This is a genomic window from Effusibacillus lacus, from assembly GCF_002335525.1.
In the GTDB taxonomy this organism is placed as follows: domain Bacteria; phylum Bacillota; class Bacilli; order Tumebacillales; family Effusibacillaceae; genus Effusibacillus; species Effusibacillus lacus.
The window spans coordinates 32,663-58,573 of the sequence record NZ_BDUF01000029.1 but is presented as its reverse complement, the minus strand read 5'-3'; the positions used below and the strand labels follow the sequence as shown (position 1 = coordinate 58,573).

General features: G+C 50.7%; 25 protein-coding genes. 1 reads left to right on the top strand and 24 read right to left on the bottom strand.

Annotated elements, in window-relative coordinates:
* Positions 1–246 precede the first annotated feature (246 nt).
* The 13 genes from EFBL_RS07090 to aroC all read right to left on the bottom strand — a co-directional run bounded on the left by EFBL_RS07090 (position 247) and on the right by aroC (position 13,998).
* Positions 247–1,632 (bottom strand): helicase-associated domain-containing protein, encoded by a 1,386-nt coding sequence (locus EFBL_RS07090; protein ID WP_096181446.1) that lies wholly within the window; start codon positions 1,630–1,632, stop codon positions 247–249.
* A gap of 2 nt (positions 1,633–1,634) precedes the next feature.
* A complete protein-coding gene (locus tag EFBL_RS07085) occupies positions 1,635–3,308 on the bottom strand; it encodes a DNA repair helicase XPB (protein WP_096181445.1) in 1,674 nt (557 codons plus the stop codon).
* Between the two features lie 112 nt (positions 3,309–3,420).
* On the bottom strand, positions 3,421–3,936 hold the full coding sequence (locus EFBL_RS07080) for a hypothetical protein (protein ID WP_096181444.1): 516 nt from the start codon (positions 3,934–3,936) through the stop codon (positions 3,421–3,423).
* Between the two features lie 308 nt (positions 3,937–4,244).
* Entirely contained in the window at positions 4,245–5,543 is a 1,299-nt protein-coding gene (gene aroA / locus EFBL_RS07075) for a 3-phosphoshikimate 1-carboxyvinyltransferase (protein ID WP_096181443.1), read from the bottom strand.
* Positions 5,544–5,572: 29 nt separating this feature from the next.
* Positions 5,573–6,682, bottom strand: a complete 1,110-nt coding sequence (locus EFBL_RS07070) for a prephenate dehydrogenase (protein ID WP_096181442.1) — start codon at positions 6,680–6,682, stop codon at positions 5,573–5,575.
* The gene (gene trpA, locus EFBL_RS07065; protein WP_096181441.1) at positions 6,679–7,503 is read right to left on the bottom strand and encodes a tryptophan synthase subunit alpha; all 825 of its coding nucleotides are present in this window, start codon (positions 7,501–7,503) and stop codon (positions 6,679–6,681) included. Before trpA ends, EFBL_RS07070 begins: the two co-directional genes overlap by 4 nt.
* Complete coding sequence (trpB, locus tag EFBL_RS07060) at positions 7,500–8,684, bottom strand: tryptophan synthase subunit beta (protein WP_096181440.1); 1,185 nt, start codon at positions 8,682–8,684, stop codon at positions 7,500–7,502. Before trpB ends, trpA begins: the two co-directional genes overlap by 4 nt.
* On the bottom strand, positions 8,684–9,316 hold the full coding sequence (locus EFBL_RS07055; RefSeq protein WP_096181439.1) for a phosphoribosylanthranilate isomerase: 633 nt from the start codon (positions 9,314–9,316) through the stop codon (positions 8,684–8,686). The genes trpB and EFBL_RS07055 overlap by 1 nt, the downstream gene beginning before the upstream one ends.
* A complete protein-coding gene (gene trpC / locus EFBL_RS07050; RefSeq protein ID WP_096181438.1) occupies positions 9,313–10,104 on the bottom strand; it encodes an indole-3-glycerol phosphate synthase TrpC in 792 nt (263 codons plus the stop codon). Before trpC ends, EFBL_RS07055 begins: the two co-directional genes overlap by 4 nt.
* Positions 10,105–11,130 carry an anthranilate phosphoribosyltransferase gene (gene trpD, locus EFBL_RS07045; RefSeq protein ID WP_096181437.1) on the bottom strand — a complete coding sequence of 342 codons (1,026 nt, stop codon included), beginning with the start codon at positions 11,128–11,130 and terminating at the stop codon, positions 10,105–10,107.
* A 230-nt stretch (positions 11,131–11,360) separates the two neighbouring features.
* Positions 11,361–11,729, bottom strand: a complete 369-nt coding sequence (gene aroH, locus EFBL_RS07040; RefSeq protein WP_096181436.1) for a chorismate mutase — start codon at positions 11,727–11,729, stop codon at positions 11,361–11,363.
* The gene (gene aroB, locus EFBL_RS07035; RefSeq protein WP_096181435.1) at positions 11,726–12,841 is read right to left on the bottom strand and encodes a 3-dehydroquinate synthase; all 1,116 of its coding nucleotides are present in this window, start codon (positions 12,839–12,841) and stop codon (positions 11,726–11,728) included. Before aroB ends, aroH begins: the two co-directional genes overlap by 4 nt.
* Positions 12,838–13,998 (bottom strand): chorismate synthase, encoded by a 1,161-nt coding sequence (aroC, locus tag EFBL_RS07030; RefSeq protein WP_096181434.1) that lies wholly within the window; start codon positions 13,996–13,998, stop codon positions 12,838–12,840. Before aroC ends, aroB begins: the two co-directional genes overlap by 4 nt.
* Before the next feature lie 393 nt (positions 13,999–14,391).
* Here aroC and EFBL_RS07025 point away from each other — a divergent pair, with 393 nt between their 5' ends.
* Positions 14,392–15,057: a putative endonuclease domain-containing protein gene (locus EFBL_RS07025; protein ID WP_096181433.1), complete on the top strand. Its 666-nt coding sequence runs from the start codon at positions 14,392–14,394 to the stop codon at positions 15,055–15,057.
* 255 nt (positions 15,058–15,312) lie between these two features.
* On the opposite strand, the gene EFBL_RS07020 is transcribed toward EFBL_RS07025, so the two are convergent.
* From EFBL_RS07020 to EFBL_RS06970, 11 genes are all read right to left on the bottom strand, one after another.
* Positions 15,313–16,305 (bottom strand): zinc-binding metallopeptidase family protein, encoded by a 993-nt coding sequence (locus tag EFBL_RS07020; protein ID WP_096181432.1) that lies wholly within the window; start codon positions 16,303–16,305, stop codon positions 15,313–15,315.
* Complete coding sequence (locus EFBL_RS07015) at positions 16,302–17,330, bottom strand: M42 family metallopeptidase (RefSeq protein WP_096181431.1); 1,029 nt, start codon at positions 17,328–17,330, stop codon at positions 16,302–16,304. Before EFBL_RS07015 ends, EFBL_RS07020 begins: the two co-directional genes overlap by 4 nt.
* Complete coding sequence (locus EFBL_RS07010) at positions 17,312–18,388, bottom strand: M42 family metallopeptidase (RefSeq protein ID WP_096181430.1); 1,077 nt, start codon at positions 18,386–18,388, stop codon at positions 17,312–17,314. Before EFBL_RS07010 ends, EFBL_RS07015 begins: the two co-directional genes overlap by 19 nt.
* Positions 18,381–18,707 carry a hypothetical protein gene (locus tag EFBL_RS07005; RefSeq protein WP_131927688.1) on the bottom strand — a complete coding sequence of 109 codons (327 nt, stop codon included), beginning with the start codon at positions 18,705–18,707 and terminating at the stop codon, positions 18,381–18,383. Before EFBL_RS07005 ends, EFBL_RS07010 begins: the two co-directional genes overlap by 8 nt.
* Before the next feature lie 226 nt (positions 18,708–18,933).
* Positions 18,934–19,851, bottom strand: coding sequence for an RluA family pseudouridine synthase (locus EFBL_RS07000; protein ID WP_096181428.1), 918 nt, complete (start codon positions 19,849–19,851; stop codon positions 18,934–18,936).
* Positions 19,845–20,024 carry a hypothetical protein gene (locus EFBL_RS06995; protein WP_096181427.1) on the bottom strand — a complete coding sequence of 60 codons (180 nt, stop codon included), beginning with the start codon at positions 20,022–20,024 and terminating at the stop codon, positions 19,845–19,847. The genes EFBL_RS07000 and EFBL_RS06995 overlap by 7 nt, the downstream gene beginning before the upstream one ends.
* Positions 20,005–20,463, bottom strand: coding sequence for an OsmC family protein (locus tag EFBL_RS06990; protein WP_096181426.1), 459 nt, complete (start codon positions 20,461–20,463; stop codon positions 20,005–20,007). Before EFBL_RS06990 ends, EFBL_RS06995 begins: the two co-directional genes overlap by 20 nt.
* A gap of 22 nt (positions 20,464–20,485) precedes the next feature.
* Positions 20,486–23,215 (bottom strand): phosphoenolpyruvate carboxylase, encoded by a 2,730-nt coding sequence (gene ppc, locus EFBL_RS06985; RefSeq protein WP_096181425.1) that lies wholly within the window; start codon positions 23,213–23,215, stop codon positions 20,486–20,488.
* Between the two features lie 218 nt (positions 23,216–23,433).
* A complete protein-coding gene (locus tag EFBL_RS06980; RefSeq protein WP_096181424.1) occupies positions 23,434–24,216 on the bottom strand; it encodes a CheR family methyltransferase in 783 nt (260 codons plus the stop codon).
* 134 nt (positions 24,217–24,350) lie between these two features.
* Positions 24,351–24,791, bottom strand: coding sequence for a nucleoside-diphosphate kinase (ndk, locus tag EFBL_RS06975; RefSeq protein ID WP_096181423.1), 441 nt, complete (start codon positions 24,789–24,791; stop codon positions 24,351–24,353).
* 76 nt (positions 24,792–24,867) lie between these two features.
* Positions 24,868–25,833, bottom strand: a complete 966-nt coding sequence (locus tag EFBL_RS06970; RefSeq protein WP_096181422.1) for a polyprenyl synthetase family protein — start codon at positions 25,831–25,833, stop codon at positions 24,868–24,870.
* Between the last annotated feature and the right edge of the window lie 78 nt (positions 25,834–25,911).

Genomic DNA, 25,911 nt, shown 5'->3' with positions numbered 1-25,911 from the left:
GAAGAGATGGACAGCAACAGAATCTTTACAGAACTTTCATAGTGGAATCTTTGGAATATTCTTTGAAACATTATATTCGGCAGGATACTGATGATTTCCTCTTTTTGTGATACAAAATTTCGAAGAACTCCAAAATGAAAATTCGATATTTAAGAATGAAAGTATAGGGGAGTTTTTTTTTTATTTTACAGGATGGACGTACGTGGTGAACAGAGGAAAACTAAGGGAAAAAAGCACAAACGGCAGTCACTTGTCTGCCGTTTGTTCATCGCACCATCTGGCAATCATTCGTTTGACATTGACTGGTACCGGGCTGCCGGAATACCGCTCGAGAAATTCAACCATTCTGTCAGCTGTCCAACCGCTTTGGAATCCCCGCGATACACTGCCTTTTGTAAGGCGGTAAATCCGCATCAGGTCGGGCAACGCCAAGTCCGCAAACTGGTTTAATTCCCAGCCAAGCCTGGATTCTGAAGCAGGCAGCAATACTTCGAAGTTTGGATGTACAATCAACGGGCTGGCATCCTTGTGGACGGCTTCCCGTTCATCTTGCATTTTTTCTTCCAATAAAAGCTCCCGTCCCACATCTGACAGCTTCATGACCTGTCGGCCATCGGCCAGTTTGCCGATGCAAAGCAGTCCAAGGTATACCATCATCTGGTAGACCCTTTTTTCCATAACCTGTTCCTGGCTATCGTAATAATAACCGGAAACATAGGAAGCGACCAATCGATTGACCGATTCCTTCAAGGTCCACCCCGCCTTTGCAGCAGTGGCAATTGTGCTTGTCACCAGAGAGATTCTGGGAATGGGCCTTCTGTAGAGCAAGCGCCAAAACTTTACCAGGTCCATCAATTTGTCCTTGTCAGATTTCAGCAGCCACGTTTCCGTTTTGTTCGTCAGCGACAGGAAACCGGCTTCCTGCTCCTCGACGATTCCCCTTCCATAACAATAATCGTAGATCAGGGCGAAGCGATCGGGATAATTGTAGAATCGCCTCCCATATCCGAACCTCCACCCGGTTCCAACCGCTTCCTCCTTGACTTCCATACTTTCCAGCAATTGCATCAGTTGACGTTTGTAAATGACTCCTTCCATGGTGGTCTTCACTTCGTTGTTTTTGACGAAAGAAATAAATTGCACCGTGTCGCGAATAATGGCAAACTGATCGTCTCTGTAAACAATCGGAGCCGATTCGGTTCTTTCCACGCGACTTTGCAGTTTGGCCGCCATATACTCTTTCATTGTTCTGGAAAGATCCTCAGGCAGGTAGTAGGCAGTACCGCCCCCGCCACTCCCCAGTCGATACATCCAGCCGTCCTGCAAAAATTTGGAGATCAAGCGCTTGTCCAGATCCTCGGCTGAACCGGTTACCCGCTTGGCAATGGCCGCAAGATCTTCCCTCGAAAAAGATTGGCGTTTGTCCAGCACCAGTTGGAGGAGAGCCTCTCTATAGTGTTCACTGTCTACGCTGTCCAGTTTTTCATAAACAAATTTACGGTTGTTAAACCGGGACATGATAGCTTGCATCAACGAGTTCTTGGAACTCCGGTGACAGTCCAGCCGGTGGGTCTCCGCAATTTTTTTCAGCGTATTGATATCTGACGAATTCAGACATTCGCTTAACCGCATCGTTACACATTCCTTTCCTGCAGCATCTCGTTAGCATCGATCCAAATGTATTCATATCCTTGTTCAGCCAAAAACAACTGGCGGTGCAGCGCCTTCTCCTGCTCGCAGGTGTCCTTGCTGACAAGGGAATAAAAACTGGAAGGCCGTCCGTCCGAATTGGGGCGCAACAATCTTCCCAACCGTTGCGCTTCTTCCTGCCGCGATCCAAAAGTTCCCGAGATTTGGATTGCAACATTGGCGTCGGGCAAATCAACTGCAATATTGGCCACTCTTGATACCGCAAGAACAGGAATTGTCCCTTCCCGAAACTGCTGAAACAAAGCCTCTCTTGCCGGCATCAAAGCCTGTCCTGTAATCAACGGCACCTGCAGTTCCCTGGCGATTTTTTTCAATTGATCCACATAGTGGCCTATGATAAGTACCCGGTCCTCCGCATGTTTCCTCAGTATTGAGCGAATTACGTCCAATTTTAAAGGGTTTTCGGCTGCCACCCGGTATTTCTGCCGATCCGAAGCGGTGATGTAACGGGTTCTGGCCGTTGACTCCAATGGAACGCCAACCTCATAACAAACTGTCCGGGCAATCCATCCTTGATATTCCAGATGTTTCCAGGGGACATCATATTTCTTCGGGCCAATCATCGAGAACACTTCCGTTTCGGCCCCATCTTCCCGGATCAGGGTGGCGGTCAAACCCAGGCGTCTTGTGCTTTGCAATTCTGCCGTCAAACGGAAAACGGGGGCTGGCAGCAGATGAACTTCATCATAGATGATGAGCCCCCAACGGCCTTGATTTAATTTGTTAAAATGCGGATAGGAGCCGTTTTTGGAATAAGTGAGCATTTGATAGGTGGTAATCGTAATCGGCTTGACCTCCTTGCAATCGGTGGTATATTCACCTACTGCTCCCGCCGGAACCTCGCACTTGTCTGCGATTTCACGTTGCCACTGATGGACGGCCATGACGTTGGGTGTCAGGATTAAGGTATGGGTTTGAAGGGATGCCATGACAGCCAATCCCACCACAGTCTTGCCGGAACCGCAGGGCATGACGACCACCCCGGAACCGTCTGCTGTATCGCCCGCCAGAAACGAACGGACTGCGTCCTGTTGGTAAGGACGGAGCAGCAAGCCTCCCGATTCGGAAAAGGACTGCCGCAGTCGTATGGGAAGCGGGTCTCCCAGCGTATATCCAACCAAGTCTTTTACGGGGTATCCGAATTTGGCAAGAACCCGCTTCACCTCACCCCTGAATTCCTCACGAAACAACAGACCGTTTTTTGTTTTGCGCAGTCGGATTTGCTTAAAGGAGGTTTGTTCCGCAATCTCCCCAAGCAGGCCACTGTCCCCTCTCAGCAACAGATTTCCGTTCGCCTTTTCCAGGACCAGCCGTCCGTATTTCCCTGTCTCTTCAACAACAAACTTTTGAACATTCACGGGAAGCGGATATTTGCTGAAACGGCGCAGAATTTCCAAAATACGTTCTGCCGAGTATCCGGATGTTGAAGCATTCCAGAGAGAAACCCGGCTGATTCGATAGGTGTGCACATGTTCCGGACTCTTGACCAGTTCCGCGAATGGCAGAATCAGTTCCCGTACTCTCTCAAACAGCGGATCTTTCACTTCAAGCAAGATGGTGAAATCACTTTGCACAATAAGCGGTCTCCCAGTTGTCAACGAGCTGCCTCCTGTCCCAATTTGGATAAAATTAGTATTCGTTTCAGGGGGGATTTCATGCGGATCAAAAAAACAGAGGGGCCGCCAACGACGGCCCTCTCCGGGAACATTCCTATTCTCTGTTTCTTGCCCTTGCCATGTTTAAATCCTTATTTTCATCAAAATACATCCAAACACCTGCCAGATAACTCCCGCATAACAGAATCGTGCCGATTGGATCCACCCATTTTCCAAAAAACCCGACCAAAATCATGGGATGTGTCACGATGGAAAGCCATCCTGACAAGTAGACAGCCCAGTAATTGTCCCACGCACTGTTAAATAAAAATTTGTACCCCACAAACAAAAACAGCGGAAGGTGTATGACCATCATTGACTTCAAAGCTGTAGGAACTTTGGACCGATTCGCCGGATAACGTTCCGCATGCCAATATCCCACAGCTCCCATGGTCAACGTGGCCAATGTTCCTAGAACCAGCACCGACAAATCACTTATGCGGGAAGCAAGCGGTGTTGTGCCAAGCAGCTTCCAGATGAAATAGGGCAGGAAGAACACTTTGAACAGAATCCAACAGCAAATTAATGCCTGTGCCATTATGGCATACAGAATCCATTTGCGGTTTGGCATTCCCTTCTCCCTCCCGGACACTCAACAGACAAGTTCTCTATATTTACTGTATGTACGAATGCAAAGGGACAGACCCAAAAACAAAAAAAGGCCCGTTCCTTCATGGAACGGGTAAATGATAGGAGTGGAGAGAAACCAGAACTCAAGCCTTGCATCTTTATAGTATCGAACGACCGGTAGGTTTGTCAAGGTTAAAGTTATTATAAAATTTGATATCATTTTCACAAACAAAGAAAGCTTCTATCGAAAAACTTGGGGCCCCACCAAAGTGCTTGAACTTTGGTGGGTATAGCTGTTGCCTGTTGGTATCAGGTTGTTGTTTGCCTGCACATATGGGTAAACACGTCAAAATAGTCGGGAAAGGTTTTGGATACACATTCCGGATCCTTGATTTTAATCCCGGGGACTTTCAGACCGACCAGGGCAAATGCCATGGCCATCCGGTGATCGTCATAGGTGTCGATTTCAGCTGGCTGAAGCCGTTCAGCCGGTTCGATTCTCATCCCGTCCTCCCATTCGTCCACCCTGACGCCCATTTTTCTCAATTCCGTTACGACTGCATGGATTCGATCCGTTTCCTTGATCCGTATATGGCCAATGTTACGGATGGTTGTAGAGGTGGAAGCAAAAGGAGCCACCACCGCAAGTGTCATGGTGGTATCAGACATTTCGTTTAGATCCACGTCAATGCCCCTTAGTTCTTGTCCAGCAGGTCTCTCCACTTCAATGAAGTCGTGTCCCCATCGCACCTGGCAGCCCATTCTCTCCATAAGCCCGGCGAACTGAGCATCCCCCTGTAAGGAGGTACGGGACAAATGGTTTACGCGAACCTTGCCTCCCGCGATTGCCGGTGCGGCAATAAAGTAGGAAGCGCTGGAAGCATCAGGTTCAATTACATATTCCCGGGCTGTATACATTTGCCCGCCGGGCACATGAAATGCTCCGTCCCCCCGCTTTTCAACCCGCACTCCGAATTGCTCCATCATGGATAAGGTCATGTTGATGTAGGGAGCGGAAAGCAGTTCCCCGTCCACTTGAATGTCCACATCGCTTTGAGCGTATGGGGCAGCCAGCAAAAGGGCTGACAGATATTGTGAACTTCTGGTTCCCGGGATGGAGACAGCCCCTCCTTTAATGCCACTTGCTTCGATCAACACGGGAGGGCAGCCGGTTCCCAATTCGGACCGGATGTTTACGCCCAATGTACGCAAAGCATTGATTAAATCCTGTATGGGTCTTTCTCTCATTCGGGGAATTCCGTCAATGCGATAGGAACCTTTGCCCAGGGAGACAAAAGCGGTAAGAAACCGGGCCGCTGTACCCGCATTCCCGACAAACAGGTCAAGCAGGCCTGTATGTTCGGGAATTACACCGCCTCTTCCCTCTACAGTCACGATTCTGTTCGTTTCGTCAATCTCCAGACGGTAGCCGATTTGCTGCAAACAGCTCATAAAGTAGCGGCTGTCATCACTAAACAGCATATTGTGCAAGATGCTTGTACCATTGGCCAATGCGGCAATGGGCAGTGCCCGGTTCGAAATGCTCTTTGACCCAGGCACCTCCACTACTGCCTGTAAAGGTCGATTCAGCGGGCAGATTTCAATCATGGCAGTGATCCCCCTTGCTCCTGTGCTTGCTATTCACGGACATGCACCTTATACCCGTGGCCGAGAAGAAGATGCATCGCTTCCGCCTGATCCTGATAGGATGAAAAGGAGAGCAGCAGCTGGCCGTTCACTTCTTCCCTGTTCTCCAAAATTCCGATGTTGCGCAAGTTGATTCCGTGCTCCCCGAGAATCGTCGCCACTTTTCCGATGATCCCCGGTTTGTCCTCCACGTCGATGGTCATTTCGTAGTAAATTCTTGCCGCGCCTTTTGCCTTGGCGGGCAAGGAATCCCGCCACTCCCTCGTTCGTGTGAAGAATGTTTCTATGTCTTGCGGATTGGCCTCTTCCAGCCAATTGGCCACTTCTTTCGTCCGCCTTACCCAATCCCTGAGCAACTGAAGAATGGGTTCCCGGTTCGTCAGCAGAATATCCCGCCACATGACCGGGCTGCCGGAAGCAATGCGGGTTACATCCCGGAAACCGCCTGCTGCCAGCCGGCTGTATAGCGGGTTGTTCTGACCCAAATCAGCCACCTGATCTACAAGCAATGCGGCAACGACGTGGGGAATGTGACTGATCGCCGCTACCACTTGGTCATGCTGTGCCGGATCCATTACCAGGACTTGCGCCCTGATTTGTTCAAAAGTTTGCCGCAGCTTGTCAACAGCAATCGTGTCGGATGACGTGCCGGGTGTCAAAATATAGACCGCATTTTCGAATAAACGGGGGCTGGCGGCCGTGATTCCGGTTTTTTCGGAACCAGCCATCGGGTGCCCGCCGACAAATACCGTATCTTTCGGTAAACACTTGTTGGCAAAGCCGCAAATCTCTTTCTTCGTGCTTGATACGTCCGTAATGATACAGCCTCTTTTTAAAGGAAGGCCTGCCAACAGTTCCAATTGGCGAATGGTCTGCTGAACAGGTACCGCCAGTACTACCAGATCCGCCATGAGAACGGCATTTTCCAACGAATCTGCCGCTTCATCGATAATCCCCATAGTCAACGCCTTGTCCAACCCATGCGTATCTATATCCACTCCGACTATCCGGTTGACCATTCCATGGGAACGAAAAGCCATGGCCAGGGATCCGCCAATCAGACCGCAGCCCACAATTACAATTTTGTTAAAATGAATCATGATCGCAAAGGCTCCTTCATAGAGGCCGCAAAACGAATCAATTCCGCGTAGGCTTTTTCCGTTTCGGCTTGATTGCCTGCAGCAACGGCGTCCGCCAACGGTTTGACCTTACGGACCAAAGCCGATCCGACGATCACCCCGTCAGCATACCGCTTGATTTGGGCAGCTTGTTCGGGAGTGCTGACTCCAAACCCTACCGCAACGGGAAGCGGAGTGGCAGATCTGACACCGGCAACAAACTCCGGAAGCTCGGCGGAAAGTTCGCTCCTCATCCCGGTAACGCCCAGCGAGGATACACAATATACGAATCCGGCGGCATCTTTTGCGATCTTTTCAATCCGTTGGCGGCTGGTGGGAGCCACCAGCGGTATCAGGTCAATTCCGTGCCGCACGGCAGCCATCCGCACCTCTTCACTTTCTTCATGAGGAAGGTCCGGTATGATGGCACCATCCGCCCCCGCTTTGGCCGCCTCGGCAAAAAACCTTTCAACTCCAAATTGCAGGACGGGATTGACATAGGTAAACAGGATCAGCGGCACGGCAACACCGGATTGACGCAGTTTGGCAACCAGTTGAAAGACATCGACAAGCTTCGTGCCTTGATTTAACGACCGCAAAGCGGCTTCCTGAATCACAGGTCCGTCCGCCAAGGGATCCGAATAAGGAATGCCCAACTCGATGATATCCGCACCCGCACGTTCCAGATCCCTTACGATTCGTTCCGTCCATTCCAGACCGGGGTCTCCCAATGTTATGAAGGGAATAAAAGCAGTTTCCCCTTTTGTTTTCAGGTCGGCAAAAACATTTTGAATCCGGCTCATTGTTCCACCCCCAAATACCCCATGACACTGTGCATATCCTTATCCCCTCGACCTGACAGGCAGATCACCATCCCGTAGTCTTTCGGCAGTTTTGGAGCAACCTTCAGCACATGGGCAATTGCATGGGCGCTTTCCAATGCCGGTATGATTCCTTCCACCCGCGCCAGTGTCTGCAAACCTTCCAAAGCTTCTCTGTCCGTGATGGATACATAGTTGGCACGTCCACTGTCGGCAAGATGTGCATGCTCCGGTCCAATTCCGGGATAATCAAGACCGGCAGAGATGGAGTGTGCAGGCAGAACTTGCCCGTACTCATCCTGCAGCAGCATGGTCAGTGACCCGTGAATGACGCCGGGGCGTCCTTTGCTGATAGTAGCCGCATGCTGCTCCGTGTCCACGCCGTGGCCTGCCGCTTCCACTCCTGTCAGCTTAACCGGATCGTTAAGGAAGGGGTAAAATATGCCCATGGCGTTGGAGCCGCCCCCTACGCAAGCGACAATCTCGTCAGGCAAACGTCCCTCTTTCTCAAGAAACTGCCGGCGCGTCTCGTCACCGATGATTCGTTGAAAATCTCTCACCATCATCGGATAGGGGTGAGGACCCACAACCGACCCGATGATATAGAACGTGTCTTCCACATGTTCCACCCAGTGGCGAATGGCTTCATTCGTAGCATCTTTCAGGGTGCGGGTGCCCGACTTGGCAGGAACCACTTCAGCCCCTAACAGCTTCATGCGAAACACATTCAGTTCCTGACGGCGGATATCCTCTTCCCCCATAAAGACGGTACATTCCAGTCCAAGCAGGGCCGCTACCGTCGCTGTAGCCACGCCATGCTGACCGGCTCCCGTTTCGGCAATTACCCGTTTTTTTCCGGTGTATTTCGCCAGCAGCCCCTGCCCCAGCGTATTGTTGATCTTATGGGCCCCCGTATGATTCAAGTCTTCCCGTTTCAAATAAATCCTGGCACCGCCCAGTTCCCGGGTCAGACGCTCCGCAAAATACAATGGAGTGGGCCGTCCGGAATATTCGGTCAGCAAATTGGCCAGTTCCCGTTGAAACTGAGGATCCTGACGGAGCCGGTTATAATCCTGTTCCAGTTGTTCCAGTGCGTTCATCAGCGTCTCGGGCACAAACTTCCCGCCAAACTTGCCAAAACGTCCTTTCTCATCCGGATACATCAGTCTCTCTCCCTCACCTTTCTAATAAAAAGCCGCATTTTCTCTATATCTTTCACGCCGTTTGTCTCAACACCGGACGATACGTCAACCCCATCCGGTTTATACTTTTCCAGCAATTCTCCAACATTCCCGGAATTCAACCCGCCGGCAACAAACAATTGCACACCCGGCAACAAGCTCCGAAACCGTTCTATCTCGTTCCATTGGAAGGTTTGTCCCGTTCCACCCGCTGCTCCGGGCAGGAAAGTATCCAACAAGCAAGCATCAATGGTTCCGGCATACTCCCGAATCGCCAAATCCTGTTCGTTTCCCCTGACCTGCCATGCCTTCCATACCTGTTTTCCCGATGCCCGCTTCAATCTGCTGCAGATCTCGGGCGTTTCTGCACCATGTAACTGAAAGACATCCAAACAAGCCATGTCCCCGACAGTAAGCAAAGAGTCAAAGGGTTCATTCACAAACACGCCGACTCTCTTCGGAGTCTGGATTCCTTCGGCAAACTTCAGCACTTCTTCGGCGGTTACCTGCCGCTTGCTCTGTGCAAACACGAAACCGATATAGTCAACCCCTGATTCCGCAGCAACCAGTACCGCTTCCCTTGTCTTTAACCCGCAGATTTTGATCTGTGTCATGCTTCAACCTTTCGGCCGAGCAGCCGATCAATGGCCAAAGGGATATCAGGCTGTCGCATCAGCGACTCGCCAACCAGTATGGCTTTCGCTCCTGCCTTCTTCACGGCTTGAACGTCTTCATGTGTAAAGATCCCGCTTTCCGAGACAAGCAAACAATCATCGGGCAATTCGGCTGCCAGTGCTTCTGTAGTTTTTAAATCCACTTCGAAAGTTCGCAGGTCCCTGTTATTGACCCCGATGAACCGGGCATCCGACTCCAGTGCCTTGACAAGCTCATCCCGGTCATGCACTTCCACAAGGGCGTCCAGGCCCAAATCCTGTGCAAGATGGCGAAACTTCCTTAATTCTTCAAGGTTCAAGATGCCGGCAATCAATAGAATGGCATCGGCACCTATCAAACGGGCTTCATAGATTTGACGTTCGTCGATGATGAAGTCCTTGCGCAGCAGGGGAAGCTGAACGGACTGGCGAATCCTGCTCAAATACTGATTATGCCCCTGAAAAAAATGTTCGTCTGTCAATACCGAAATGGCGCTGGCACCGGCAGCTTGGTATTCGGAGGCAATCCGGACCGGGTCAAAATCTTCCCGTATGACCCCTTTTGAGGGGGAAGCTTTCTTAACCTCAGCAATTAAAGCGACTGTATCTTTGGAAGAGCGGAGGGAATTTTCGAACCCGCGGGCTGGCGGTAAGTTCGCAATGGTTGATTCAGCTTTCGCGAGATCAAAATGTTCCTTCAGAAGGGCCACTTCCTGCCGCTTCACTGCAACGATGCGTTCGAGAATCATTTATGCCAGCTCCTTCACAAACCGGTTTGAAACGTCAATCAATCTCTCCAGAGTTGCCCGGGCCTTGCCGGAATCAATCAGTTCCTGAGCCAACTCCACTCCCTGCTTGAGGGAATCTGCCCGTCCCGCTACATAGAGACTTGCTGCAGCGTTTATCACAACGATGTCCCTTGCCGCACCTCTGCGGCCATTCAGGACCCCGCGAAGAATATCTGCGTTAACGTCAGGAGTGCCGCCGGCAATTTGCTCGGGAGAATATACTTTCAATCCGAACTCTTCCGGATGAATTTCAAAAAGTTGAATCTTGCCCTCTTTCAGCTCGGCCACCTGTGTCGGTCCCGTAACGGTGATTTCATCCAGACCGTCTGAACCATGGACCACCAGTACATGTTCGGCACCAAGTCTTTGCAGCACACGGGCCATTTTTTCCGGCAATGACGGGGAGAATGTTCCGATAACCTGCCGCTTGGCACCGGCCGGATTGGTCAAAGGCCCCAGAATATTGAACACCGTCTTAAAGCCAAGCTCCCGTCTCGGGCCAACCGCATGCTTCATTGATTGATGATACAAGGGGGCAAACATGAAACAGATTCCTGCTTCTTTCAAACATGTAAAAGCCTGCTGCGGGGTCAATTCAATGTTGACCTTTAATGCCTGCAGAACATCCGCACTGCCTGACTTGCCCGACATCGCCCGGTTGCCGTGTTTGGCAATGGGTACTCCGGCGGATGCCGTAACAAATGCAGCAGCGGTAGACACATTGAATTTTGGGATGCCGCTTCCACCCGTACCGCAGGTGTCAATTACTGTCTGGAAGTCGGTTAGAACGGGGGTGGCGTGCCTTCGCATGCTGCGGACAAGACCTGTAATCTCTTCCACCGTCTCGCCTTTCGTCCGCATGGCGGTTAAAAAACCTGCGATCTGCGCATGCGTTGCCTGTCCTCCCATAATCTGATCCATGACCTGCTCGGCTTCCGCCTCGGTCAAATCTGTTCCTTCAATCAATTTTGCCAGAATCTCTTTCATGACTCCGCTCTCCTCTCTCCGCTGTGCTCAGCATTCTGTTTAAGCAAAAAGGCCAGAGCGAAGCTCTGACCTCAAATCACAGACGAAATGGCCGGTCACGGAAATCTGATTCCCGCCGGAACGAGTTCTCTGCTCATCAGTCTCGTGCTCTGCTCAACTAAGCTTGCTCACTCTGCTCACGCTCAAAATCTTACAACTAGTGTACCCGGAGGCCGCAGGGTCGTCAAGATTTACTTTTTGTCCGTGAGGTCGGGGCGCAAACTGGCAGCACGCCCCAGATATACATGTTTGATTTCCCTCTGGGACAAAGAGGAATTGACATGAATCATTACGCGAATACACATGGTGACACTGCCGGGAACCGGGATCTCCCTGGCACACATCATCGGCACCAATTCCCATCCGGGAATGGACCGGATCGCCATGGCGGGAAAAGCAGCATTCAGATCCTCTGTCATCGTTGCAAACACCGATGCAATCTCTTCAGGTTGAAACTGGTTCACGGAGATGATTTCCTCCAGCAGTTCTCTCGTTGCCTTATAGATTGCCGATTCTGTATTTTCTTCCACTGTTGTCGCACCGCGGATGCCCCGGATCATACCGACTTCCTCCCCAACCGACAAAGCAAATCAAGCACTTTCGCTTCGTCTATGTTCTTGACAACTTCCACTCTTCCGATCTCTGACAGAAGAACGAATGTAAGGTTGCCCCCCGTCGCCTTTTTGTCCTGTTTCATCGAGTTCAACAGTTCTTTGGGATCCAGATCCAACGGAACTTCTGTTGGCAAGCCGATCCGCTCGAGGAGTCCGCAGATACGTTCCACAGAGTCACGGTTGATCCTGCCAAATTCAGCTGACATTTCGGAGGCAAACGCCATCCCGATGGAAATGGCTTCTCCGTGGGTATAAGTTCCGTACTTGGACAATGACTCAATTGCATGTCCGAGTGTATGACCGAAATTCAGGATGGCCCGCAATCCGTTCTCCTTCTCATCTTGAGCGACAACAGCCGCTTTAATGGAACAGGATCTCGCCAGCAGGTCCTCCATAATTTGCGGATCCAACGCCTTGATTCTGTCGGTCGAGGACTCGAGCCATTCATAGAAATCCGCATCCCATATCAGACCGTGCTTGATAACTTCCGCCAATCCAGAGCGAATCTCTCTCTCCGGCAACGTGTTCAAGGCGGAAATGTCATACACAACCAGTTTGGGTTGGTGGAAAGCGCCAATCACGTTCTTTCCCTTGGGATGATTGACAGCCACCTTGCCACCGACAGAACTGTCGTGGGCCAGCAGGGTTGTTGGAACCTGGATAAACACTATACCGCGCATGTAGGTAGCCGCCACAAAACCTGCCAAATCGCCAACAACGCCGCCGCCAAGGGCGAAGATGGCAGACTTCCGATCCAATCCCGCTTCAAATGCCTTGTCGTAGAGGAGTTCCGCTTTCCGGAGATTTTTGGATTCTTCCCCGGCGGGAATGATGGCCTCGAATACCTTGTAACCCGAGCGTTGCAAAGAGTCAACCGCTCTACGCAGGTGGCCTGTTTTTGCGACGTTGTCATCCGTTACGACAAGGCAGTTTGACGAAGTCCCCACACCCGCTTCCAACGCAAGCTCTCCAAGACGACCTGTCAACCCCTCCCCAATGGCAATGTCATAACTCCTGTCTGCAAGATCGACCCGAACTCTCCGCTCTTTCCGACTCATCTTCTTGCCACCATCGCTTGGTAATTGCCGTAGTTATTCTTGATCTCTTCCAGGGAGTCGCCGCCAAACTTTTCAAGGAAAGATTGTGCTAGTACCCAGGCGGTCACCGCTTCACCCACCACTGCAGCAGCGGGCACTGCACACACATCGGACCGTTCGATGCTTGCTTCATAAGCATCTTTGCTTGCCATATCAACGCTTCGAAGGGGCTTGTAAAGTGTCGGAATTGGCTTCATGGCAGCCCGGACCACAATCGGTTGACCGTTGGAGACGCCGCCTTCCAGTCCACCCGCCCCGTTTGTATCGCGATAATACCCTCTGTCTTGCGAATAGAATATTTCATCATGCACATCCGAACCAAGTCTTCTGGCAGCGTCAAATCCCAACCCGATCTCGACTCCCTTAATCGCTTGAATCCCCATCAAGGCTCCCGCCAATCGACTGTCCAGTTTGCGGTCAGGCATTGAGTAAGAACCCAGTCCAACCGGAACGCCCGTGACCACAACCTCAAAGATTCCCCCCAAGGAATTGCCTTCTTTCCGGACCTTTTTAATGAGCTCAATGATTTCCTCTTCTTTCTCAGGATTGGCAACCCGTACCTGTGATTGTTCGGCTCGGGCCGCAATGTCTTCAATAGTTCCGGAAATCGCTCCTACTTTGACCGGCCCCAGTTCCACGACGTGGCTGTAAACATGGATGTTAAACTGTTCCAGCAGTTGACGCGCCACTGCGCCAATAGCCACCAGTGTGGCGGTGTTCCTGGCGCTTGCCCGTTCCAGCACATTGCGAATATCTTCTTGGTCGTATTTAAGGGCGCCTGCCAGGTCGGCATGGCCCGGTCTTGGCTTTGTAACCACCTCAAGGTCGGCCGGAGGATTCCCCTCAATTGACATCCTCTGCTCCCAATTCTTCCAATCCCGGTTTTCAATCACCAATGTGACAGGAGTTCCCATGGTCTTTCCAAAACGTACGCCGCTGCCGATCTTTACCTGATCCGTTTCAATCCGCATCCTGCCGCCGCGACCATACCCCTGTTGCCTCCTCCACAATTGATGGTTAATTTTTTCCACAGAGAACGGAAGATTGGCTGGCAGCCCTTCCACAATCGCTGTTAATTGAGGGCCGTGCGATTCTCCCGCAGTCAAATATCTCAACATCGTTCGGTTCCTCCCCGCATTTCCGCACTGTTTGCCAAATGCGCATCGCTTTCGCGCTATTGCAGGCCTTGCCCTGCGTCACTATTCAGGCGATTGGCTTCGCTTAGCACCGCTTTCGCGCTGTACAGTGTTTATATATTTTAAACATTATAATGCAGATATCTTCAGAAAACAACAAATTTGGCCATTTGAAGAGCCAAAAGGATAATCATAGATATTTTTGATGAAGGGTTGGGAACTCCTCCAGCATTTCTATTGGCATCCAGTTCAGGGGAAGTGAGTTGTATTTTGTTCAAAATTATTATACCATTATATTGCTGTTAGTTAATTCAAGTTACAAATAACATAATTTGATTACTTGATGGAGATTAAAAATGTTGAGGAGGGAAAGGAATGCAATTTGAACAAGATTTTAAAGAATTTTTACAACTTCATCTGGAAAGAAGTACAGGCGAACGCCTTCGACGGTTAAACGAGGGGCTTGGACATGCAGAAACTCTTTTTTTGAAGAAGGTTTGGTGGCAGGCCTTCGGGAATTTCAATAATCTCTATCCCCAATATGAGGTATCGGATTTCAAAGACGGCTATCGGTACCTTGATTTTGCTTATATCCGTTCCACTTTCCGGGTTGCCATCGAAATCGACGGCTACGGCCCCCATTGGCGGGATTTAACTCAGACTCAGTTTGCAGACCATTTGATGAGGCAGAATTATCTCATCATTGATGGCTGGTGGGTACTACGCTTTTCCTACGATGATATCAGCAAGAAACCGCGCTACTGCCAGCAAACGATTCAGCAACTCATAGGGAAATGGCTCGGTTTTGAAGTCAGTGACGATCGACTCACAGCAAGAGAAAAAGAGATAGTGCGGCTGGCTTTCAGGTTAGGTCGCCCCATCACACCATTGGATGTTTGCGAAGGGCTTGGGATAAAAGACAGGCATGCGAGGAAGCTACTGCACAGTCTCGTAGATAAAAAGTGGCTAAGTGCCGCAAGCGGCATAGTGCGTATTCGATCTTTCAAATTAAATATGGAGGGCAAGGAGTTAATCCTTTAGCCCTGACCTATAGACATAACGGCACTCCTTGCCGCTAAGCGGCCCCGGCTGAAATGATAACGGTACCCTGTGCCGCTAAGCAACTCCGGGTGAAATGATAACGGCACTCCATGCCGTTAAGCAACTCCGGGTGAAAGGAATAACGGTACCCTGTGCCGTTATTGCGAGCCAAAGACCCTTGGGAGAAGGGAATAACGGCACCCTGTGCCGTTATTGGGTTCTTGATGCTGTCGGGAACCGACAGCATCTCCCTCATCACAGTTTTTTCAACGCTTCCAGGACAAGCCGCGACGTTTGCTCAACATCCCTTATATCGACTACCTGTGCCGGTGTTCCCCGGTAACGGACCGGAACCGAGACGGCTCCCGTTGGAATTCCGCCTTTGGTAAGCAGGATCTGACCGGCATCGCTGGTTCCTTCCGGGGATATCTCCAATTGGAAGTCAATGTTGGCACGTTTGGCGGCGTCAATCAGGATCTGTTTGATGGCGGGCGGAACGACAATTCCACGATCCATCACTTTGATGGCAGGACCTCTCCCCAACTGCAGGTTGCTGCGTTCCGCGTTGGGCATGTCCCCGGCTGCTGCCGTGCCGACTGACAAAGCAAAATCGGCGTTGGTGTTAAAGGCGGCAGTCCTGATTCCGCGAGATCCCACTTCTTTCTGGGAAGCCAATACAACTATCAGGTTGTGTTCACAGTCACCCAACTTGGAAATAACATCCACAATCACGGCACAACCAACCCGGTTGTCCAGGGATTTGCCCGCAACTCTATTCTCGCCCAATTCAAACGCACCTTTGTCAATCACTGCCGCAGTTCCGATGGGCAGCCGTCGCTCGGCATCCGCTTGTGATTCCGCACCGATATCCACATACAAGTCAGCAAAGGTGATGTCTTTTGGCGCCTTGTTGCCTTCCACACCCACAACACCCCAGAGCCGATTGGTAAAGCGCACTCTTTCGCCAATCAACCGGACCGGGCTCAGCTCCCCCACCGGGACGATGCGAATGAATCCTTGGGGGTCTACGTGTATGGACATGATTCCCGGTTCATCCATGTTTGCTTCCAACAGAACCGTTTTGGAGTTATTGGTTGCGCCCTTTTTGCGCGCTATCAGATTGCCCAGCACATCCGTTTCAATTCTGTCAACGTACGGCTCAAGGAGTTCCGTCAGAATCTCCCGGATATGCTTTTCAGCACCAGCCGGACCCGATGCGGTAGCCAGTTTCATGATCAACTCTTTCATTGAGCTTGCAAACCTCCTTTCTCCACGCTTCGCAAGAATGCTTCGATTAACCGGATTGTATTCTCATAATCATCAAGGCTGATAATCTGGGAAGGAGCATGAATGTAACGGGTTGGAACAGATACAACCGCTGTCATGACGCCTCCCCGGACATTGTGAATTCTTCCCGCATCGTTGCCTCCCCCGCTTACTCTTCGCAGTTGATAGGGGACCTGCTCGGCTTCCGCAACTTGAATCATATGGGTCAGCATTTCCCGGTTGGCAATGGTGGTTGAGTCGATGACCGACAGGGCAGGTCCGGCTCCCATTACCGTTCCCCGGCCGTGACCCGGTGCGCCCACCACATCAAAACAGATCGTCCCTTCCACTACAACGGCCATATCGGGATTCACACGATAGGCCACCGGCCCGGCCCCCCGAAGCCCGATCTCTTCTTGAACGGTAAAGGCGAACGCCAAAGGAATATCAAATTGTTTCTTGAGAGTTTCGATCAATACGGCGCATCCAACCCGGTCATCAAACGACTTGGACTTGGCGCAGCGGGAACCGATCTCTTTATACTCCGTGGCAAACACGGCACAATCGCCTGGCCTGACCACTTTTTCCGCTTCTTCTTTGGTTTTGGCTCCGATGTCGATATACATCTGGTCCATTGACACCGGTTTCTCGCGCTCCGACTGTGTTTGCAGGTGGATGGCCTTGCTGCCGATGACGCCAAAGATTTTGTCTTTGCCGATACGGACGGGCTTGGCCAACAGTATCCGCGGATCGATACCCCCAATCGGCCGGAATTTCAACAATCCGTTCTCCTCGATCTGCACAATCATCAGGCTGACCTCATCCATATGGGCACAAAGCATTACCTTGGGACCGGGCCCGGTTCCTTTCTTTTCAACAATCAGACTGCCCAAGGGGTCCGTATAAACTCTGTCGGCATATGCTTGAACCTCGTCAAAGATGACCCGCCGGATTTCATCCTCAAATCCGGAAGGACCCATTGCTTCCGTCAGTCTTTTAAGTAACAACTCAATCCCTCCACAAACTCGCGGTCAACCGATGCTATGAAATGGGCCAACAGCTTCCCGGTTCGCTGGATATCCCGATAACATAGAGTCTCTACAGAAGTATGCATATAGCGAAGAGGCAAAGACAGAATCCCCGTGGGAATTCCCCAGGCTGTAATCTGCATGGCATTGCCGTCGGTTGCGGAAGGTCCCTGGAACAGGCGAACCTGATGAGGGATGTTCTGGCTTTTCGCCGTTTCAATCAGACGGGTATAAATATCACGATGGATATTGGGACCCTTATGGATGACCGCTCCTCCATCCATCTTCATTCCCAGGTCGGCCGCCACCCCTGGCATGCTTGCATGTGTCACATCAATGGCAATTCCGATATCGGGGGAGATCTCATATGTACCGGTGATGGCCCCACGCAATCCCACTTCTTCCTGAACGGATGCCACTGCATACACGTCCGCGCCGATCCGCAAGCGTTTCATTTCATTCAGACACTCCAGCAATGTTGCCACGCCAGCCCGGTTATCCAGGGACTTGCCTGCAATAAATCCGTTCTGCAGTTCCATGCTGTTTCGGACAATCGTGATGATGTCACCGACCGAAACCTGTTCACGGACGCTGTCTTCAGGCATAGCCAGATCCACATACAGGTCTTTCATCGGGACTGCTTTCTCTCTTTCCTCCGCAGTAGTCAGATGAGGAGGCTTGGATCCAATGACGCCGTGACAATTGACGCGTCCGTGAACCACCACTTCCTGCCCGATCAAAGTTCGGGGATCAAATCCTCCAAGCTGTGAAAATCTTACAAATCCGCCGCTTTCAATCTTGGTTACAATCAAGCCGATCTCATCCATATGGGTTGCCACCATGATTCTCGGGCGGGGTAAAGGGCCTTCCCCCAGTATTTTGGCCACAAGATTCCCCATCTTGTCTTTGTGTATGTCATCCGTATATTCACGAAACAGCACTTCTATTTTGTTCGATATTTCCAACTCGTACCCGGACACGCCGGGAGTTTCCATTAAATCCAGGAGTACTTTTTTATAATCCGGTTTCTCACTCATCCCGCTGATCCTCCTTGCTCCGTGGAAGTGTAAACATCCGCATGGTAATCGCAAGGTTGCGTTTGTAAAACCACTCCCCCAGGAAGATTCCAATGACGGTGGGGATTACGCTCTTCGCCGGAATGGACCAGTCGGGGATCAAGGGAAACAAAAACGAGAAGCTCAAGTACAGGGACAACGTACATCCGGCTCCTATAAACATGAGTTTGGCCGCAGAATCCGATATCCAACTCTTCAAAATTCTGGACCGAATCATTTGCCGGATGCCCCATCTGTACATCAGATACATGCTTCCCGCCACCAGGAAAAAATCCAACATTACTACCGCTCCCTTATAAAGAAAACTTGGCATTCCCCAAGTGCAATACATGGTGAATGCCAAAGTTACACCCCCACCATAGAAAAGTATTTTGGCGGGGCCCATGAGCACTTATTCTTGTTGCCTCGTAAGAATAGGTAAAGCCACAAGTGAAACAAAACTGGAACAAAAAAGGTGCCGCCCAAGCAACACCTTTCGCGATATCCATATTCTACCGCAGACAAAATTATAACGTCAATGTGAGGCGGTCAATCAGTTCCTGCATGTCAGGCGGCACCGGAGCGGTAAACTCCAACCGCTTCCCCTGCCGCGGATGACTGAATCCCAACACTTCGGCATGGAGCGCCTGTCTTTCCATCCCATCGCGATGCCCAATTCCGTAAAGATCGTCACCGAATAGTGGATGGCCGATATGTCTCATGTGAACACGAATCTGGTGGGTCCTTCCTGTTTCCAGACGTAATCTGACGAGGGTCGCGGATTGCAATAATCGCTCAACTGCAACATGGGTGATGGCCGGTTGTCCGCTTTCAGAAACAACCCTTTCCCGTGGATCGCCCGCTTTTTTCATGATCGGGGCATCAATCGCAAAAGCCGGTTCCTTTACAATCCCATGGACGACTGCCAAATATTCACGCCGGAACTGTCTGTGTGCGATCTGTTCAGACAATCTCTGATGGGAAAAATGGTTCTTGCCGATTAAGAGCAGCCCCGAGGTGTTCTTGTCAAGCCGGTGAACCGGCCGAAAGCGGGCGGTTTCCCCCTGCTCACGCCAGTAATGGACAACACCATTGGCAAGGGTCCCCGTGTAATGGCCCTTAGTCGGGTGAACCACTAATCCGGCCCGCTTGTTCACCACGAGTACATCCCGATCCTCGTACACCACTTCAAAGGGTATTGGCTGTGGAAGTATATCTTCCGACCATTCCGGCATGGTCCGCAATCGGAGCAGATCACCAGCCTGTATCCGGGATGTGATATACACCGGCCGGCCGTTTACAAAAACCCCATTTTCGGCAACGATTTTCCGCAGCAATCCCCGGGAAATTCCCAGCGTCTGGCGGATGACTTCCTTGACCATCTTGCCGTCCCATTCGGGAGGGATCTCCAATGAGAGCACTTCCTCCAACTCGCTGTTTACCATACCTTTGATCGGCCGGCATCCTTTTTCACGATATTGGGTGCGTCCGCATGCTGCACTTCGTAGTAATCCCGCGTTTGATCCTTGCGGGAATCTTCCAGCAGCCTGCCGCAGCGGCTGCACCGTTCGTTTTGCAGGTCATTTTCTTCATGGCAATCATTGCAACGGATCTTCATGGTTATCCGTCCTTTCCCCCATCTCGTACAAGACGCCGTTCAATTCATATACTGTTTGAATGCGTGCGTTTAAAGAAGCGGATGCCGAGCAGTATTTTTCCTCCGACAGGCGAATGGCCCGTTCCACCTTATCACGGGTCAAGCCTTCACCTTTCAGAATGTATTTGATTCGGATGTCGGTAAACTTTTGCGGATGTTCCTCCCGCCGGTCACCCTCGATTTCCATGTGGAATTCCTCAAGGTTCAGGCGCATTTTCTCCAGGATCATGACAATGTCAATCCCGGTGCACCCGCCAAGTCCCATCAGCAAGAGCTCCATGGGACGGGACCCGGAGTCCTCCCCGCCGATCTCCTTTTTTGCGTCCATCACCACCAGGTGACCCGAGTCCCCTTTTGCGTCAAAGCGCTTCTTACCTTGCCAGGCAACAGATACTTTCATTGATTCCGCCTCCTTGTCAACATCAACCGGTATTTCTCAACCCGGAAGCGATTCCGTTAATTGTCAAAAGCACTTCACTCAGCAATGCCTGATCGTCTTCCCCGCTCCGCTTCTTATCCCGCAGCTCTTTAAGCAGCAGCACCTGGAAATAGGACAACGGATCCACATAAGGGTTGCGCAAACGGATCGACTCACGGATTACCGGGCTATTGGCCAGGATTTCCTCTTCGCCTGTAATCATCAGTACCATGTTCTTGGTCCGTTGATATTCGTCAAGAATGCGCGCGAACACCCTGTCTGCCAACACCTGATCCTCTACCAGACGGGCATATTCAATGGCAATCAACATGTCTGCTTTCGACAATGCCATCTGAATATTGTCGATCAGCGCCTTGAAAAAGGGCCAATAACGGTACATCCGGTTAAACTCCGTCCGGGCATCCGGTTCCTCGTTCACCAGGTTCTCGATAGCTGTACCAAACCCGAACCAGGCAGGCAGCAAATGGCGGTTTTGGGTCCAGGAGAATACCCAGGGAATGGCCCGCAAATCCTGAATGGCAGGTGAGTTTCTCCGTTTGGCTGGACGTGAACCGATATTCAACTCCGCCAAGACGTCAATCGGTGTGGCCTGGTGAAAATACGGAAGGAAATCCTCATTCTTATATACAAACTGCTGATAAGTCGCAAAAGAATCCCGAGATAATTTTTCCAGAATGCAGGACCATTTGCGCTCGGTATCCTTCATCCGCTCGGTCTGAACGTTCATGGAACCCACCAGGACAGCGGAAACGGCAGATTCCAAAGACCTTTTCGCAATTTCCGGATGGCTGTACCGTTGGGAAATCACTTCACCCTGTTCGGTGATCTTGACCTTTCCGTGCAGAGCCTCAGGCGGTTGTGCCAGAATGCTTCGCGCCACCGGCCCGCCTCCCCGTCCCAATGCTCCCCCACGACCATGGAAAAACTTCAAACGGACGTTGTACTGACTCGCAACCTCAAATATGGCTTTCTGGCATTTATACAGTTCCCAGTTGGCTGTCAGATATCCTCCGTCCTTATTGCTGTCCGAATAGCCGAGCATGATTTCCTGCAGGTTCCCACGTCCTTGCAAATGGATGCGATACACCGGATTGGCAAACAACCGGGCGACAATGGCAGGGGCTTCCCGCAGGTCCTCGATCGTTTCAAACAACGGTACAATATTGATCTTGCTTGTTGCCCGACCTTCCGCCTCCCATGAAAACAGGCCCGCTTCTTTGGCCAGCAACAGTACCTCCAGCAGATCACTGACTCCCTGGGACAAAGAGATCAGATAATTCTGGATGCACTCCTCGCCAAACAGCTTATGCCCTTTGCGAATGGTGTGAAATACATCCAAAGTTTCCCGGGTGGTTTCCGACAGATTGACAAAAGGGCTGACCAGCGGCCGTGGATCTTCCAGCAACCTGGTGAGAACGCTCACTTTGCCCTGTTCGTCCAGGGACTGGTAGGAACCGATCCTGGCCAGGCGGAGCAGTTCATCAACAGCTTGTTCATGAACTTCACTGTGTTGGCGAATGTCCAATGTGGCCATATGAAATCCAAACAACTCAATTTGTCTGATCAGCGGTCTGACTTTTACTTCGGCTATCTCTTTGCCTTTGTGTTGAATCAGGGACTCTTCAATCAGTTTAATGTCAGAAAGAAATTCTGCGGGTCCGTTATAGTAAGTCCCGGGCGGCTTTTCTCCATGGAAGAGATTCTTGGTACCCTCGAGCCGCATCTGGATCTGTTTTACCTTCTCCCTGTATGGCTCGTCGGGGAGGGTATCCAGTTGCAAAGAATCAATCAGTTCCCGGCTTGCACCCGTTATCTCGTAGGACTGACTGAGATGGACCCCCAATTCCTTAACCCGCTCTTCGTATTTCCGCAACGCAAGATCAAAGTGAAGAATCAGGGTTTGAAAGGTAAGATCCGCCGTTACATTCGGATTGCCGTCCCGGTCTCCACCCATCCAGGAACCAAACCGCAGGAAGCTTGGCACTTCCCAATTGCCTTCCGGGTAGACCGATTGCAGCTCCTCTTCCATCTCCAAATGCAACATCGGCAATACATCAAACAATATTTCATCCAGAAAATACAGACCGTTCCGAACCTCATCCAACACCGTAATCCGTTCTTTCCTTACAGCCCTTGTCTGCCACAGGCCTGTGATCTCCGTCTTCAGCCGTTTCTCCAGGTTCTGGATGTCCCTTGCGCTCAATAACGGATCATCAAATTTTTCAAGAATCACGGCAATTTCGTGATGCTTGTCAAGAACGGTCCTGCGCATCGCTTCCGTAGGATGGGCCGTCAGCACCAATTCAACCCCAAGATCGTGAATCAGCGATTTCATGTCATCTGCCTGCAGGCCGTTTTCTTTCATTTGCAGAAAAGCGCTGCGCAAAGATCCTCTCTGTGGAGCGGAACCGGATGAACGTTCATATTCGCGCTTTCTGCGAATCCTGTGGTTTTGTTCCGCTATGTTAACCAACTGAAAGTAAAGTGAAAAGGCGTGTATCACATGAGGCCGGTGTTCTTTTGGAATTTGCCTGATCTTTTGAAAAAATGCATGCCGGCTCTCCGGTGTCCCGTCTGCCCTAAGTTCCTTGGCCGCTGCCCGGACCTCCTCAACAGACTGCAGCACCTCTTCCCCGCATTGGGATATCAGAACATTGCCCAACAGGTTGCCCAATATCCGAATATCTCTGCGAAGTCCAGACTCACTGGTCATTGTCACTCACTCCTTACCCGGCTGTTGTCTGTTTACGCTTATTTCAAGAATACATAAATATGCAGCTTTTACAAGCTGCAAGTTTTATAAGCTTTCTTTTGCAAGAATCGATTGATAGTTTTCGTAAATTCCGTGTGTATAGTAAAGGTACTTCCGTTATCAAATTTAATCCAAAAAGGCTCGCTTGAAACAGCGGGCACCGAAGAAGACTGAGCCGTTTATTTTGCTTTTTGATAGAAGAAGGTATCATACGGTTGGAATCCGTAGGTCTGCGGGTTAAAAATTTGTTCCGTTGAACCTACAAACAGAATCCCTCCCGGACGCAGCGCGGAAGAGAACTTGTGATACAGGAGATCCTTCGCTTCTTCCGTAAAGTAGATGATTACATTCCGGCATACAATCAGATCAAAATCCTTTTCAAACGTGTCTTCCAACAGGTTTTGTCTGCGAAATTTTACACACCGTTTGATTTCATCCGCGATGCGGTACATTCCGTTCTCGCCGCCGGCAAAATATTTTTGAAGCAAGTCTTTGGGTACCGCCTCCAGGGAACGGGAATGGTAGATCCCCAGTTTTGCTCTCTCCAAAGCGTTTTGGTCAATGTCGGTAGCCAAGATTTCAACTTCATTCAACGGCAAGTGTTTCGACATAATCAGAGCCAGTGTATAGGGTTCCTCTCCGGTTGAACAGGCGGCCGACCAGATTTTCAGACGGCGTTTGTTCTTCAGTAACTCCGGGATAATCCGGTTCATAACCACCTCCCAACGGTTCGCGTTCCGGAAAAATTCGGACACATTGATCGTCATCCGGTCGAGAAACTCGTTGAACAGATCCTGATCCCTGTCAATTGCCTGAAAATAGGCGGCAAAATCCTTGTATCCATGCTTTTCCCGCAAGGCGGTCAATCGTCTTTCCATTTGAGGGCGCTTGTATTTGGTCAAATCGATACCGGTTTTGCGAAACACTTTCTCCATGAACAAATCAAAGTCTTGGACTGTCATTCTGGGTACCCCGCTTCACATTCTTGCTACTTCTACATATTTCTACATAATTCGATTCAGCCTGAAAAAATCCTTTCACCCCAAAAGAAAAACCCTGACTGCTCCAGTCAGAGTTTCTATGTATTCCGTCAGGATTAAATCCACTTGGATATGGCCTTGTCGTAAACAATTGTCTCGCCGTTGAACCAGAGGTCAATTTCACGCTTGGCGTTCTCGGGAGAATCGGATCCGTGGATAATGTTCATTCCCACCGAAACCGCATAGTCGGCACGAATGGTTCCGGGAGCCGCGTCCGCCGGGTTGGTCTTGCCCATCATGGTTCGCGCAGTACTGATTACGTTGTCTCCTTCCCAAATCATCGCAAATACCGGGCTGGAGGTGATGAAGTCCACCAGTTCGCCAAAAAACGGCTTATCCTTCAACTCTTCGTAATGTTTTTCCGCCAGTTCGCGGGAAACGGTCATCAGCTTGGCGTTGACCAGTTTAAATCCCTTCTTCTCAAAACGGGACACGATTTCGCCGATAAGCCCGCGCTGAACTCCGTCCGGCTTCACCATCAAGAATGTGCGTTCCATCACAACTCACTCCTCAACTCAATGTTTCAGATACCTTGTACATTTTACCCAATTGGGCGTGTTGACCGCAAGCCTGTTAATATTCACGGGAAGCCGTGAATTTTGCTATTTGTTCAAGAGAATCACGATGTTGTCCGGCGGGCAGTTTGGCCAATTCGTTGAGGCATTTATCCAGATACAAGCCGGCCACTTTTTTGGCATACTCAATTCCGCCCGATTCCTTTACGAGCCGGATGGCCTGATCCGCTTCCGTCCGAGACATGTTGGGACGAACCGTTTCCCTTAGGGCTTGTCCTGACTGGGTGCAGTGCAATGCATACAGCACCGGCAATGTAATATTTCCCTGCAGCAGGTCGGCTCCCGCCGGTTTCCCCAACTTATCTTGCGTGGAAGTGAAGTCGAGAATGTCATCCACAATCTGAAAAGCCATCCCCAGGAAATGGCCATACCGGCCAAGGGTCCTGACGACACTTTGGGACGCATCTGTCACAATGGCCCCCAATTTGCAGGATACCTCCATCAGTATGGCTGTTTTTCGCTCAATTCGCCTCAAATACCTGCGAAAGTTCTGTTCCAGGCTGTAGAAATCACGAATTTGTTCAATCTCGCCTTCGCACATTCTGACAATCGACTTGGAAAGAAGTTGATGGATTTGAACATATGGAAGTTCGGACAACATGCTTAACGCCCGGGCAAAGATAAAGTCGCCCGTATACATCGCCATGCGGTTCCCCCATTCAGACCGAACGGTGGGAATCCCTCTTCGGGTCTTGGAGTCGTCGATAACGTCATCATGCACCAAAGTCGCCATATGAATCAGTTCAAGCGCAACAGCCACACGAGCCAATTTTTCCCTGTCATACTGGCCAAACTGTCCGCTGAGCAACACGAAAACAGGGCGGATTCGCTTCCCGCCCGCTTTCAGCAAATGTATCGCAGCGTTTTCAAGATCTTTCTGTTTGGAACGGACCTCTTTGTCAAGCCAGGTTTCCACATACTCCAGGTCCGGTTTCAGATGAAGGTATATGTCCATCAACTTCATTCAGGTTCCACCTTAGTTTCATGATGCAGCGTAATTTAACAGCTTGGAAAGTATAAGTTTTGGTAGTCTGACTGAACC

Excerpts from the sequence above, each read along its gene's own strand:
- trpC (WP_096181438.1), bottom strand. The coding sequence starts at position 10,104 with ATGATTCTCGAACGCATCGTTGCAGTGAAGCGGCAGGAAGTGGCCCTT.
- aroC (WP_096181434.1), bottom strand. The coding sequence starts at position 13,998 with ATGTTGAGATATTTGACTGCGGGAGAATCGCACGGCCCTCAATTAACA.
- aroH (WP_096181436.1), bottom strand. The coding sequence starts at position 11,729 with ATGATCCGGGGCATCCGCGGTGCGACAACAGTGGAAGAAAATACAGAA.
- EFBL_RS06990 (WP_096181426.1), bottom strand. The coding sequence starts at position 20,463 with ATGAAAGTATCTGTTGCCTGGCAAGGTAAGAAGCGCTTTGACGCAAAA.
- aroB (WP_096181435.1), bottom strand. The coding sequence starts at position 12,841 with ATGAGTCGGAAAGAGCGGAGAGTTCGGGTCGATCTTGCAGACAGGAGT.
- EFBL_RS07010 (WP_096181430.1), bottom strand. The coding sequence starts at position 18,388 with ATGAGTGAGAAACCGGATTATAAAAAAGTACTCCTGGATTTAATGGAA.
- trpA (WP_096181441.1), bottom strand. The coding sequence starts at position 7,503 with ATGAGCCGGATTCAAAATGTTTTTGCCGACCTGAAAACAAAAGGGGAA.
- EFBL_RS07080 (WP_096181444.1), bottom strand. The coding sequence starts at position 3,936 with ATGCCAAACCGCAAATGGATTCTGTATGCCATAATGGCACAGGCATTA.
- trpD (WP_096181437.1), bottom strand. The coding sequence starts at position 11,130 with ATGAAAGAGATTCTGGCAAAATTGATTGAAGGAACAGATTTGACCGAG.
- trpB (WP_096181440.1), bottom strand. The coding sequence starts at position 8,684 with ATGTATCCGGATGAGAAAGGACGTTTTGGCAAGTTTGGCGGGAAGTTT.
- aroA (WP_096181443.1), bottom strand. The coding sequence starts at position 5,543 with ATGATTGAAATCTGCCCGCTGAATCGACCTTTACAGGCAGTAGTGGAG.
- ppc (WP_096181425.1), bottom strand. The coding sequence starts at position 23,215 with ATGACCAGTGAGTCTGGACTTCGCAGAGATATTCGGATATTGGGCAAC.
- EFBL_RS07055 (WP_096181439.1), bottom strand. The coding sequence starts at position 9,316 with ATGACACAGATCAAAATCTGCGGGTTAAAGACAAGGGAAGCGGTACTG.
- EFBL_RS07070 (WP_096181442.1), bottom strand. The coding sequence starts at position 6,682 with ATGATTCATTTTAACAAAATTGTAATTGTGGGCTGCGGTCTGATTGGC.
- EFBL_RS07000 (WP_096181428.1), bottom strand. The coding sequence starts at position 19,851 with ATGGTAAACAGCGAGTTGGAGGAAGTGCTCTCATTGGAGATCCCTCCC.
- EFBL_RS06970 (WP_096181422.1), bottom strand. The coding sequence starts at position 25,833 with ATGAAGTTGATGGACATATACCTTCATCTGAAACCGGACCTGGAGTAT.
- ndk (WP_096181423.1), bottom strand. The coding sequence starts at position 24,791 with ATGGAACGCACATTCTTGATGGTGAAGCCGGACGGAGTTCAGCGCGGG.
- EFBL_RS07020 (WP_096181432.1), bottom strand. The coding sequence starts at position 16,305 with ATGAAAGAGTTGATCATGAAACTGGCTACCGCATCGGGTCCGGCTGGT.
- EFBL_RS06980 (WP_096181424.1), bottom strand. The coding sequence starts at position 24,216 with ATGACAGTCCAAGACTTTGATTTGTTCATGGAGAAAGTGTTTCGCAAA.
- EFBL_RS07025 (WP_096181433.1), top strand. The coding sequence starts at position 14,392 with ATGCAATTTGAACAAGATTTTAAAGAATTTTTACAACTTCATCTGGAA.
- EFBL_RS06995 (WP_096181427.1), bottom strand. The coding sequence starts at position 20,024 with ATGAAGATCCGTTGCAATGATTGCCATGAAGAAAATGACCTGCAAAAC.
- EFBL_RS07090 (WP_096181446.1), bottom strand. The coding sequence starts at position 1,632 with ATGCGGTTAAGCGAATGTCTGAATTCGTCAGATATCAATACGCTGAAA.
- EFBL_RS07005 (WP_131927688.1), bottom strand. The coding sequence starts at position 18,707 with ATGTTGGATTTTTTCCTGGTGGCGGGAAGCATGTATCTGATGTACAGA.